Consider the following 12,795-nt stretch of genomic DNA (forward strand, 5'->3'; position numbering starts at 1 on the left):
TTTTTATTTAGTTATTCCAGAGGCCTTTAAGTTTTTTCAGTTTAGAAGCCATATCACCCTCGGATTCTTCCTTTTTCTTTGCACTTTTCTTTCTTACAGGTTTTGTATTTTCATCTTTCATAGATAGAGATATCCTGTTCCTGTTAAAATCAACTTCCACTACTCTTACCTCAACCTTTTGCGAAACTTTCACCACTTCCGCAGGATCACTAACAAATTCATTGCTCAGTTCAGAAATATGAACCAGCCCATCCTGATGAACACCTACATCAACAAAGGCTCCGAATTTGGTAACATTTGTAACGATACCCGGAAGCACCATGCCAGGCTTAAGGTCTTCTACCTTATTCACTCCTTCATCAAAACTAAAGATCTCGAATTCAGCCCGAGGATCTCTTCCCGGCTTATCAAGTTCTTTCATTATATCATTTAAGGTTGGCAGACCTACTTCTTCGGTAACATATTTTTTAAGATCGATCTTAGCTCTAAGCGACTTATCTTTAATTAAGTCTTCAACAGAAGCTCCAAGATCTTCAGCCATTTTCTCTACGATCGGATAACTTTCCGGGTGTACAGAACTTGAGTCGAGAGGATGCTTACTATTTCTGACTCTTAAGAAACCTGCCGCTTGTTCAAATGCTTTATCGCCCATCAGCTTGACCTTCTTAAGGTCTTCGCGTCCATTAAAAGCCCCATTTTCGTTTCTGTATTCAACTATATTCTTCGCAAGTGTAGGACCTAATCCTGAAACATAGGTAAGCAATTGCTTAGAAGCTAAATTAACTTCCACTCCTACGGCATTCACACAACTTTCTACTACTGTATCAAGCCCTTTTTTAAGTGAAGATTGATCTACATCATGTTGATACTGTCCTACTCCGATTGATTTAGCATCGATTTTTACAAGCTCAGCTAACGGATCTTTCAATCTTCTACCGATTGATACTGCTCCTCTTACTGTCAGATCCTGATCAGGAAATTCTTCCCTGGCCACATCACTTGCTGAATATATTGAAGCCCCACTTTCATTTACTGAAATGACGGGGACCTCAAAAGGAAACTTGATGTTTTTACAAAAAGCTTCAGTTTCTCTTCCGGCTGTACCATTACCTATTGCAATGGCTTCCAGATTGTATTTTTGAATTAAAGCCATAACCACCGCTTCTGATTCAGTGATCTTTTTTGAGGCTCATTCGGGAATATAGTCGTGTTCTCAAGAAGCTTACCTTGTTTATCTAGTGCGACTACTTTACATCCTGTTCTGAATCCCGGATCAATAGCTAAAACTGCTTTTTCACCTAGCGGAGAGGCAAGTAGTAGTTCCTTCAGGTTTTCAGCAAAAACTTTAATTGCCTCTTCATCACTTCTTTTCTTAGACTCCATCCTCATCTCAGTCTCGATAGCAGGTTTTAAAAGTCTTTTGTAAGAATCTTCAATCGCTTTTTCAACCTCTTTTGCTGCTTCCGAATTACCTTCAAGAATCATTTTACTCACGAGACTGATGGCTTCATCCTTATCTACGGATATATCAAGCATGAGAAAAAGTTCTTTTTCACCTCTTCTCATTGCCAGAATCCTGTGAGATGGTGCTTTTGAAAGGGGCTCTTCCCACTCAAAATAATCTTTATATTTGGCTGCTTCTTCTTCTTTACCGGTAATCACTTTTGATTTGATGATCGCCTTATTCCTGAACATTGTCCTTAGAGCTTCACGAACATCAGCATTTTCATTTACCCATTCTGCAATAATGTCACGAGCTCCTTGTAAGGCTTCTTCAACACTTTTGACCTCTTTGTCTTTCTCATCTGAAAGATACTTTTCTGCCTCAGTGGTCACATCGAAAGATTCCTGGGTAAATAACTTTTTCGCAAGTGGCTCCAGACCTTTTTCCTTGGCTATTGTACCCTTTGTTCTCCTTTTTGGCTTGTATGGAAGATATAGGTCCTCCAGTTTAGACAACGTTTCAGCTTCTTCAATCGCTTTTTTGAGTTCCGGGGTAAGCTTGCCCTGGTCGTCGATTGATTTTAATACAGTCTCCCTTCTTTTATCCAGTTCTTTTAACTGAGTTAGTCGGTCGCTGATCGAAGAAATATTCACCTCATCAAGGCTACCGGTTCTCTCTTTTCTATATCTTGAAATGAAAGGAATCGTAGCTCCTTCCTCCAAAAGTTCAACAGTCGCTGTAACTCCTTTTATTGGTAAATTTAATTCTGAAGCTATTTTCAGAACATGCCTTTCAACACTCATATATTTAATTTTACTTTAAATCAGGACCTCAAAAGTATAGTATTTAATCAAAAGCAACCCGAACAGAAGCATTAAAATTTCAACAAAAAATCGCCTAAAAATTTGCATGAAGACATTGCCCTTCATTTCCTGCAAACCACTTTAGAAAACTAAAAAAGCCGGTGCATTTAGCACCGGCTCAATTATAAACAGTGTATTGTATTCTTAAATATGTATTGGTCTGTTTTCGGTAGCAGCCAGACAAGCCTCTTTAAATGCTTCCATATAAGTCGGGTGAGCATGAGACATTCTTGCAACATCTTCAGCCGAAGCGCGATATTCCATAGCAGTAACTCCTGCAGCGATCATATCCGCTGCTCTTGCGCCGATAATATGTACGCCGAGTATTTCATCCGTTTCTTTATGAGCAAGAACTTTAACTACACCATCGATGTCCATACTTGCACGTGCTCTACCTAACGCTTTAAAAGGAAAGTTACCAGTTTTTACAGGTACTTTGTCTTCTTTTAATTGTTGTTCTGTCTTACCGACAGAAGCAACTTCAGGCCAGGTATATACAACTCCCGGTATGAGATTATAATTAATATGTGGCTTTTGCCCTGCAATTACTTCCGCTACAAAAGTACCTTCTTCTTCCGCCTTATGAGCCAGCATTGCTCCCTTGACAACATCCCCGATGGCATAAATATTACCAACGCCGGTTTTCAAATTCTTATCAACTTCAACTCTACCTCTATCGTCAGTTTTTATGCCCACTTTATCCAGACCAAGACCTTCTGTGTAAGCATGACGACCAATTGACACAAGGCAATAATCACCTTTCAGCTCTACATTCTCTCCTTTAGGTGATTCAGCGACTATTTTCACTTCCTTACCTGTATTTTCTACTTCAGTTACCTTATGCTTAAGGAAGAATTCAAAGCCTAATTTCTTCAGAGACTTCTGAAGTTCTTTACCCATCGTTTTATCCATTGTAGGAATGATGCTGTCCATGTATTCTACTACCTGAACTTTTGCACCAAGACGTGCATAGACTGACCCTAACTCCAACCCAATAACTCCACCACCGATAATCACAAGATTCTTTGGAATCTCCTTCATCTTTAACGCTTCAGTGCTGGTAATTACTCTTTCTTTATCAAGTTTGATAAATGGAAGAGTACTTGGTTTGGAACCGGTTGCGATAATAATATTCTTACCCTTGATCTCCTTTGCATCTCCTTTCTCAGGAGCTACTTTGATCGTGTTTTTATCAACGAATGACCCAAGACCGGTATGTACATCAATTTTATTTTTCTTCATCAGATAATCGATACCACCAACTGTCTGTGATACCACATCATCCTTCCTTTTGATCATCTGCTTCAGATCAGGCTTTAGATTTGATAATTTAATACCGTGATCTTTAAAAGTTGTATCAGCATTGTGATAATGCTCTGATGAGTCTAAAAGTGCTTTGGAAGGGATACAACCTACATTAAGACATGTACCTCCAAGGCTATTATATTTCTCAACGATAGCGGTCTTCATTCCCAATTGTGCGCATCTAATTGCCGCCACATAACCACCGGGACCTGAACCAACTACGATTACATCATATTCCATTTTAAATATTGTTTTTCTTAATGAAAAAAATTAGATACCAAGCATCAATCTTGCAGGATCTTCAAGAAGTTCCTTAACTCGTACAAGGAAACTTACAGATTCCTTACCATCGATCACCCTGTGATCATATGATAATGCTACATACATCATTGGTCTTACAACTACCTCTCCGTTTTCAACCATTGCCCTTTCTACGATATTGTGCATACCGAGAATAGCTGACTGAGGAGCATTAATGATTGGAGTACTCATCATTGAACCAAAGATTCCTCCGTTGGTAATTGTAAATGTTCCGCCCTGCATTTCATCCATCGAAAGCTTACCATCACGCGCTTTTGTTGCTAACCTGATAATTTCAGATTCAATATCAGCAAACCCAAGCTGCTCAGCATTTCTTATCACAGGAACTACAAGTCCTTTTGGTGTTGATACTGCAATTGAAACATCACAGTAATCGTGATAGATCATCTCATCACCATCAATCTGTGCATTAACTGCCGGCCACTCAAGCAATGCCTGGCAAACAGCCTTAGTGAAGAAAGACATGAATCCTAATCCAACGCCATTCTTTTCTTTGAATTTTTCTTTGTATTTCTTTCTGAGATCCATGATTGGCTGCATGTTCACTTCGTTAAATGTAGTGAGCATAGCAGTTTCATTCTTCACAGAAACTAAACGCTTGGCAATTGTCTTACGCATACTGCTCATGCGCTTTCTCTCAGCATTTCTTTCTCCTTTAGATGCTGAAGCAGGTGCTTTGGATTCTTCTTTTTTAGATGAAGACTCCTTTTTGCCTTCCGACTTCTTAGCATTCTGAGCATCCTCTTTGGTGATTCTTCCACCAGGACCTGTTCCCTTAACTTCCTCAGGACTGATGCCTTTTTCAGCGAGAATTTTAGCTGCAGCTGGTGATGGATGACCTTTAGCATATCCATCCTCAGATTCAGACTCTTTTTTATCTGAAGATCCACTCTTTTCAGAAGATGAACTGTCAGAATCGTCTGAATCAGATGACTCACCTCCTTCGGTAACTTCGATCTTACAAATCAAATCACCAATCTCAAGAGTATCCCCTTCCTGTGCTTCAATTCTCAGGATTCCCTGTGCTTCAGCTGTTAATTCGAAAGTAGCTTTATCAGATTCGATCTCCGCGATCTCTTCATCCATTTCAACGAAATCACCATCTGACTTCAACCATGAACCCAAAGTCACTTCAGTGATCGATTCGCCAACAGTTGGAACATTCATTTCCACTACTTCTCCTGTTGACTTGGAACCAGATGATTTTTCTTTATCTTCTTTATCAGACTTGTCCTCAGAATCTTTCTTCTCTGACTTGCTGTCTTCTGAAGAGCTTTCAGAGGAATCAGAATCATTATCGGATGATCCACCCCCTTCACCTTCTTCAATTTCGCACAGCACATCACCTATATTTAATGTATCTCCTTCTTCAGCCTTGATCTTCAACGTTCCTTCTGCCTCAGCAGTCACTTCAAATGTTGCTTTGTCTGATTCAATTTCACAGATCGGCTCATCCATTTCTACATGGTCGCCGTCCTGCTTTAACCAGTTGCCGATAGTTACTTCATTAATTGATTCACCAACGGCAGGAATTTTCATTTCCAGACTCATAGATCTATAGTTTATTTTCTTTTTTATTTAAAAACAGCTTCAATAATTCGGTCTTGCTCTTCCTTGTGAACTTTTGGATATCCAGTAGCAGGAGAAGCACTTGGCTTTCTTGAAATCAACGTAAAGTCTTTTGCCTTACCCCAATTCATAAATAAAAAGCTATAGTAACCCATGTTCGCAGGTTCTTCCTGAGCCCACGCAAACTCCTTCGCTTTGGTATATTTTTTCTCGATCAGATTATTTACCTGAGCTTCCGGGAACGGATAAAGCTGTTCCACTCTGATAAGTGCTACATCATCAGATTTATTCTCTTTTCTGGCCTCTGTCAGGTCATAATAAAGTTTACCTGTACATAAAACAACCTTTCTTACTTTCTTTGGATCTACCTCCTTATCATCAAGTACTTCCCTGAATCGTCCTGAAGTAAATTCTTCTTTAGGAGATACAGCTTTAGGACTTCTCAACAATGATTTAGGAGACATCACTATTAAAGGCTTTCTAAATTGCCATGCAAGTTGTCTTCTTAAAGCATGGAAAAAGTTACTGGCCTCAGTAATGTTAACTACCTGCATATTATATTCTGCACAAAGCTGTAAGAATCTTTCCGGTCTGGCGTTCGAATGTTCTGGCCCCTGACCTTCATATCCATGAGGAAGTAATAAAACCAGGCCATTCATTCGTTGCCATTTTGTTTCAGACGGAGCTAAAAACTGGTCGATGATCACCTGAGCACCATTGGCAAAGTCACCAAACTGAGCTTCCCAAATAGTTAACGCACTTGGGTTGGCCATGGCATACCCAAATTCAAAGCCCATTACTGCAAATTCAGAAAGCAGAGAGTTGTAAATTTCGAATGAGCCCTGATCATCAGTCATGTGGTTAAGGCTATTAAAACCCTCGCCAGAATTTGCATCCCTAATGATGGCATGCCTGTGTGAAAATGTTCCACGCTGGACATCCTGACCTGTCAATCTAACCGTTCTGTTTTCAAGAAGAATAGAACCGTAGGCCATTAGCTCAGCACTTGCCCAACTAAACTCACCTGATTTAAAGAACTCTTCTTTTCGAATTTTCAGTGCCTTTTCGATCTGTTTTAAAGGCTTAAACCCTTCCGGAGTAAAAGTTAAAGCCTCTCCGATCTTTTTAATTGTATCTTCATCAATTCCTGTTTCAGGCGATTGTTCGAAATCTTTCGGTTTACTACGGCGAAGTTCCTTCCATTCCTTCTCCATCTGCTGATAATGGTAATCGAGAGGTTCTTCCTTCACCATATTCAGCCTGTCCTGAAGAAGACTTCTGAACTCCTTATCCATTGACTTCGCCAATTTTGCATCTACTTCACCACGTTCAACAAGCTTTTTGTTATATACCTCTCTTGGGTTTGCGTGCTTACTAATAATATTATAAAGAGATGGCTGAGTAAATTTCGGTTCATCACTTTCGTTGTGACCATGACGACGATAGCAAACCATATCGATAAAAATATCCTTATGCCATCTTTGTCTGTACTCTACAGCTAGCTTCACACAAAACACTACAGCTTCCGGATCGTCTCCATTTACATGTAGAACCGGAGCATCAATAACCTTTGCAACATCAGTTGAATAGATCGATGATCTGGCATCGTCAAAATCTGTAGTAAATCCTACCTGGTTATTAATAACAAAATGAATGGTACCACCTGTATGGTAACCTTCAAGTTGTGACATTTGAGTTACTTCATAAACAACACCTTGTCCGGCAATTGCAGCATCACCATGTATTAAGATAGGTAAAACCTTGTCGTGTTCCTTATTATATTGTCCATCGAGCTTCGCCCTGGCAAATCCTTCTACTACCGGATCCACAGCCTCCAGGTGTGATGGGTTAGGAGATAACTTTACGTTAACTTCTTTCCCATTTTCAGTTTGGATCTGGGATGAATAACCCATGTGATACTTCACATCACCATCCCCCATAGTTAAATCAGGTTCTGCCTGTCCTTCAAACTCGTTGAATATGTGTTCGTATGTCTTACCCATGATATTGGCAAGGACATTCAGACGGCCACGGTGGGCCATTCCTATTATCACCTCTTCAACTCCAAGGTCAGCAGAATAATGTATAATAGAATCAAGCGCAGGAATAGTTGTTTCTCCTCCTTCAAGAGAAAACCTTTTCTGACCCAAATATTTGGTATGCAGAAAATTCTCAAATACCACTGCTTGATTTAGTTTCCTTAGAATACGCTTTTTATCTTCAGTTGAAGGATCAAAATTGAGCGCATCTTTTTCACTTTTTTTCTTAAACCAGTCAAGTACTTCCGGCTCTCTGATATAAAGATATTCGAACCCGACATGTCCTTCATAAATATTTTTGAGTGCGGCTACTATATCTTTTAGTTTGGCTCTGCCAATCCCGATTTCTTCACCAGCGTCGAATTCTTTTTCAAGATCAGATTCAGATAAATTAAAATCCGGTAAATCAAGAATTGCTTTTCTATCCCTTCTTTCTCTTACGGGATTGGTTTTAGACCTGAGGTGCCCTCTTGAACGATAGGCATGAATGAGTGCTCTGACTCTGATTTCTTTGTCATCAAGAAGTCCTGCCTGAGCACCAGCTTTTGATCCTTGTCCGTTTTCTCCATATTGCTCCTGAGCGAATTCAAAACCTTCAAAAAATCGTTGCCAGGTTTTATCAACATTCTCAGGATCTTTTTTGTAATCAGCATACAACTCATCGATGTAAGATGAGTGTGCATTACTTAGGTATGAGTAGTTATCCATGTTCTATATTTGAATACTCGTTTCGATACAAAGGTATTTAATCTGGAAGATATATAAAAACCGCTTAAGCGGTTACGCGAATTTAACTGATATTCAACTTAAATGGTCGAAAACACAGTGAGGCATATCAATTTTATATCATGTTAAAATAAATAATTTCGTACTTCTAAACGATGTTAAATTACTTTTATTAAAAAATACTCTATATAAGATATAATTTTAACGGACTGGCTTTCAGGATTAATTAAAATAAAGTACTTTTGCGTTCCAATTAAAAAACGGATCGAGGGACGTGATCCTTCACAAACGTAACAATTTATGGCAGTAAAAATCAGATTACAAAGAGGTGGACGCAAGAAGCGCCCATTTTACAGCGTTATCATCGCTGACTCGAGAGCGCCGCGTGACGGTAAATTTATCGAGAAAATCGGTACGTACAACCCTACGACTGACCCTGCAACAATCGACATCGACAATGACAAAGCATTGGATTGGTTGTTAAAAGGAGCTCAGCCTACAGATACTGTACGTGCTATGCTATCTTACAGAGGGCTGATGTTTAAAAAACACCTTCAGATAGGAGTTAACAAGGGTGCAATCACTCAGGAAGAGGCAGATAAGAAATTTGAAGCCTGGATGAAAGAGAAAGAAGAGAGCATTTCTAAGAAAACTGATACTATCTCAGCTAAGAAAGAAGCAGAAGCAAAAGCAAGACTTGAAGCTGAAGCGAAAGTTAGCGCTGCTCGTGCAGAAGCAATCGCTGCTAAGCAAGCTGAGGCTGAAGCAGAAGCTAAAGCTGATGAAGAGGAAGAGGAAGCTGGCGAAGAAGCAACTGCTGAAGCAAGCGAAGAGTCTACCGAAGCATCTGCAGAAGAGACTCCTACTCCTGCATCAGAAGAAGAAAATCAGGATAAAAAAGAAGATTAATAGTTTCGGAGAATGGATATTAACTCTTGTTTTCAACTGGGTTACATAACCAGACTCCACGGAGTTCAGGGAGAATTACAGATCTTTATAGACTCCGATAATCCTGAAGAATATTCAGAAATGGAATCAGTATTCGTTGAAATAGACGGACAACTGGTTCCATTTTTTATTGAATCACTTTCTGTAAAAGGGAATAAAGGCATCATCGCCTTTGAAGATATTCAAACATTAGAAGAGGCAGAAAAAATGAAGGGCCATGGGCTTTATCTGCCTTTACAAGCATTACCAGAATTAACGGGTAATCAATTTTACTACCACGAAATAGTCGGATTTAAAATAATTGATGAAAATCAGGGCGAACTGGGGGTTGTTAACCATATAATAAATCATCCCGGACAAGACCTGATCGTTATGGATTTTAAAGACTCCGAGGTTTTAATCCCCGTTAACGATGTCATTCTCAAAGGTCTTGACCGGGATGAGAAAATTTTGAAAGTCGACCTTCCGGATGGATTACTCGACGTATATCTCAACGACTGACAATCATTACCGGAAATTCTGACCCACCAATCAACTTTCTTCACTTATAAGTTTAAAAAATAGGTTTAGGTTTAGGTTTAACGGGCCTGTATTTAATAGACACACAATGTGTATCAAAGGTTGGAAAGGGTTGTTCAACATTGAACATTTTTTTTAAACCACCTTTTTGTTACCTGTTGGAAAACAAGTATTTAAACATACTGGCACATATTCTGTACACAATAAAATACTTTTCGGAAAGTTATTTTTATTATGACAGACAACAAATCGAATTCTCCTGAGGAAAAGGAGAACAAAGAAAAGCCTATATCCGGTATCGAAAGATTCCTGATATGGTGTGCCGGCATACCTCCTGAGGCGATAAAGCCTTATAAAATGGAAAGGCTGAGATTTTCTGCATCAGGCTTACTCGTATTGCTTACCGCAATATTTGCAGTTCTCTCAGGTTCATACGCCCTGCACTTTGTATTTAATGAAGTTTATCCCGCCATAGCCATTGGTATTATATGGGGATTATTTATCCTGACAATTGACCGGTTGCTACTAATGGGACTCTATCGTTATAAAGGAAGGCATCTCTGGAAACAGGGGCTTCCACGACTGGCATTAGCTGCTGTAATTGCAATAACTGTAGCCAAACCGATGGAACTAAAATTATTTGCTGCTGAAATAGAAACAGAATCAGCAGTACTTAAAAGAGAAGTTATCAAAGAAAGAACAGCTGACATAGATAGTGCTTATGCAAAGTATGAAAATAGAATTGACAGTATTCTGGTTGCAGGTGACACAGAACTTAAAAGGCTGGAAAGTTTAAGAAATGAACTTCGCGAAGAAGCAAGAAGAGAAGCAGACGGAACAGGTGGTAGTGGTAAAGTTTCACCAGGCCCAATATATAGAATTAAAAAACAACAGGCAGATGAGGCTCAATCCGAACTGGAAGCATTCAGGTCAGATTTTGAAAGTACTAAAGACTCTCTAAATTCATACAGAGTAGCTCTCCAAAATCAAAAACAATCTGAGCTGGAAGATTATCTCAGCAACTTTCAATCGGGCTTGATTTTAAAATTCCAGGCACTTGAAGCTGTTTTGAAACGATATCCCGAGCAGAAATTAGTTCACTACTTTATTATACTTTTGTTTTTAGTGATTGAAACTGCTCCACTGACTATGAAGCTATTAATGCCAACCGGCCCATGGGAACATTTGATCAGAAATGAAGAGGAAGAAATAATTGAAAAAATTAATCTACGATATTCTACTGCATAAATAGAAAAGAGCACTTAAGGTGCTCTTTTTTTATTGTTGTACTTCATCATATCTTATCCTGACCCATACATCCTTATTATAGTCATCAGGATATTCAGTTTCATTATCTTCATCCACCGGAGCTACATTAACACTCCATATTTGCTCTGGAACGCCTCTTCCAAGGAAATAATCCCTGATCATCTGAGCCTGTTTTTCACGACGATCATTCGTATAAAAAGTATCTACATCTAATGTGTCGATCATTTTTTCAACCTGGAAATAGATCTTACTTGAATCAATCGCTACGCTATCATATAAATATTTGGACAACTCTTCAGGTCCGGTTATTTCCAAACTATCCATAACAACTGCAAGTCGTGATACCATAGTAGTATCCATTACCATTTCAGTCAGATCCGGATCAGATTGAATACTGTCCTTTTTAAAGTTAGCTAAGTGAACAGTCATATTCACTTTCCAGTTTCTATTTCCTTTCAGAGTTTTTATTATTCTCTGTAAGTCAAAAAAGGCTAAATCGTTTAGTGAGTCATATTCATTCTTGAAGCCCAGTCCATACAGCCAGTATTCTTTTCCTGGCTCAATAGGCTCAAGGGTAATTGCTTTTCGTTCTCTCAGACTATATGATAAGGTATCCAGCATCAATGGCCTTGCATAGATCATATACGAAGGATCGAATGAAGAAACAGAAAAGTCATATGTTTCTCCGCCGGTAACAAATAGCTCAAACAACCCTGAAGTAGGACCTGATCGATCATTAGTGATCAGTTTTCTGTCGCTTGCCCTGTATATTTGCACAAAGGCTTCCATTGGATTCCCGGTAGCCCCATCAACCACCCGTCCATCGACAAAAACGACAGAAGAAGGCTGAAATTCTTTTGGAAGCTTGGCCATCCAGATTTGAGGGTAATTATCTACTTTTTTTGTGAAATAAATAATATCTCCCTTACCCGGAACATCGGCAAACAAATCATCACCTGGTGTATTTATCGCATCAATATTAATTGGGGTCGTCCAGACACCGTCTTCATAACGGGTAATATAAAGATCCATTCCTCCCTTTCCACCTGGTCTGTCTGAGCTAAAAATCAAAGTTTTGTTATCAGACAATATTTTAGGATTCATCGTATTACCGATATTGATATGTTCCGGAAGTGGAGTCGGATCATGCCAATATGTCCCACCACGTCTTTGTGCCATCATTATCTGACAACCACTCCCTGAGGTGTTATCCATATCTTCACATCGCATAAAATACATAGTTCTGCCGTCCGGCGATAGGGAAGGACTTCCTTCATGCATTTCACTGTTGATTGGCTTACCAAGATTTCTGGGTTTCATCCAATAGCCACCTTGTTTATCGACTTCATACATGTCATAGCCACCAAAACCAGATCCTCTGGCAGAAGTAAAAAAAACAGATTCACCATCAAATGAGATGCTATATCCACCGATATAATTGAGGTTTTTTGTCGCATTGATTACATCAACAGGTTCAGCTTTGCTCCATCCTGAAGAAGTCTTTTCAGAATACATTACTTCAAGCTTTTGAGATGGCGAATAACTGGAGGTGAAAATCATAGCACTCCCGTCGCCTCTCAATGCAGGAGCCAAATGTCTTTGATTAGGAATATTGATATTTCTGGATACAGGTTTTTGGGGAACCTTCTGAGCCAGAATGATCAATTGAGAAAAAATAAATACAGCTATCGTCAGTAATCTCATCTATTAAATATCCCTGTTGGTTTTATCGTTTAATAACTAATACGATAAAAACCATACCAAAATTTACTACCACACAATATTTTTTTAA

At 39.1% G+C, this 12,795-nt stretch carries 7 protein-coding genes and 1 pseudogene; 3 read left to right on the forward strand and 5 right to left on the reverse strand.

All coding sequences use genetic code 11. From position 1 onward, the window contains the following. Positions 1 to 7 precede the first annotated feature (7 nt). The 4 genes and pseudogenes from DCC35_RS00090 to DCC35_RS00105 form a co-directional block, all read right to left on the reverse strand. A pseudogene (locus tag DCC35_RS00090) lies at positions 8 to 2,247 on the reverse strand (Tex family protein). 204 nt (positions 2,248 to 2,451) lie between these two features. After that, a complete protein-coding gene (lpdA, locus tag DCC35_RS00095; protein ID WP_137088861.1) occupies positions 2,452 to 3,852 on the reverse strand; it encodes a dihydrolipoyl dehydrogenase in 1,401 nt (466 codons plus the stop codon). A gap of 30 nt (positions 3,853 to 3,882) precedes the next feature. Continuing rightward, positions 3,883 to 5,484, reverse strand: a complete 1,602-nt coding sequence (odhB, locus tag DCC35_RS00100; protein ID WP_137088862.1) for a 2-oxoglutarate dehydrogenase complex dihydrolipoyllysine-residue succinyltransferase — start codon at positions 5,482 to 5,484, stop codon at positions 3,883 to 3,885. A gap of 23 nt (positions 5,485 to 5,507) precedes the next feature. Beyond that, entirely contained in the window at positions 5,508 to 8,249 is a 2,742-nt protein-coding gene (locus DCC35_RS00105; protein WP_137088863.1) for a 2-oxoglutarate dehydrogenase E1 component, read from the reverse strand. 318 nt (positions 8,250 to 8,567) lie between these two features. Between DCC35_RS00105 and DCC35_RS00110 the strand changes: the two genes are divergently transcribed. The 3 genes from DCC35_RS00110 (at position 8,568) to DCC35_RS00120 (ending at position 10,982) form a co-directional block, all read left to right on the forward strand. Then, positions 8,568 to 9,176 carry a 30S ribosomal protein S16 gene (locus DCC35_RS00110; protein WP_137088864.1) on the forward strand — a complete coding sequence of 203 codons (609 nt, stop codon included), beginning with the start codon at positions 8,568 to 8,570 and terminating at the stop codon, positions 9,174 to 9,176. A gap of 12 nt (positions 9,177 to 9,188) precedes the next feature. Continuing rightward, positions 9,189 to 9,716 carry a ribosome maturation factor RimM gene (gene rimM, locus DCC35_RS00115; protein ID WP_137088865.1) on the forward strand — a complete coding sequence of 176 codons (528 nt, stop codon included), beginning with the start codon at positions 9,189 to 9,191 and terminating at the stop codon, positions 9,714 to 9,716. 252 nt (positions 9,717 to 9,968) lie between these two features. Then, positions 9,969 to 10,982: a DUF4407 domain-containing protein gene (locus DCC35_RS00120; protein ID WP_137088866.1), complete on the forward strand. Its 1,014-nt coding sequence runs from the start codon at positions 9,969 to 9,971 to the stop codon at positions 10,980 to 10,982. Positions 10,983 to 11,012: 30 nt separating this feature from the next. Here DCC35_RS00120 and DCC35_RS00125 read toward each other — a convergent pair whose 3' ends face one another. Further along, positions 11,013 to 12,707 carry a TolB family protein gene (locus DCC35_RS00125; RefSeq protein ID WP_137088867.1) on the reverse strand — a complete coding sequence of 565 codons (1,695 nt, stop codon included), beginning with the start codon at positions 12,705 to 12,707 and terminating at the stop codon, positions 11,013 to 11,015. Positions 12,708 to 12,795: the final 88 nt, after the last annotated feature.

Source organism: Mangrovivirga cuniculi, from assembly GCF_005166025.1.
Lineage (GTDB): Bacteria > Bacteroidota > Bacteroidia > Cytophagales > Cyclobacteriaceae > Mangrovivirga > Mangrovivirga cuniculi.

Excerpts from the sequence above, each read along its gene's own strand:
- lpdA (WP_137088861.1), bottom strand. The coding sequence starts at position 3,852 with ATGGAATATGATGTAATCGTAGTTGGTTCAGGTCCCGGTGGTTATGTG.
- odhB (WP_137088862.1), bottom strand. The coding sequence starts at position 5,484 with ATGAGTCTGGAAATGAAAATTCCTGCCGTTGGTGAATCAATTAATGAA.
- DCC35_RS00105 (WP_137088863.1), bottom strand. The coding sequence starts at position 8,249 with ATGGATAACTACTCATACCTAAGTAATGCACACTCATCTTACATCGAT.
- DCC35_RS00110 (WP_137088864.1), top strand. The coding sequence starts at position 8,568 with ATGGCAGTAAAAATCAGATTACAAAGAGGTGGACGCAAGAAGCGCCCA.
- rimM (WP_137088865.1), top strand. The coding sequence starts at position 9,189 with ATGGATATTAACTCTTGTTTTCAACTGGGTTACATAACCAGACTCCAC.
- DCC35_RS00120 (WP_137088866.1), top strand. The coding sequence starts at position 9,969 with ATGACAGACAACAAATCGAATTCTCCTGAGGAAAAGGAGAACAAAGAA.
- DCC35_RS00125 (WP_137088867.1), bottom strand. The coding sequence starts at position 12,707 with ATGAGATTACTGACGATAGCTGTATTTATTTTTTCTCAATTGATCATT.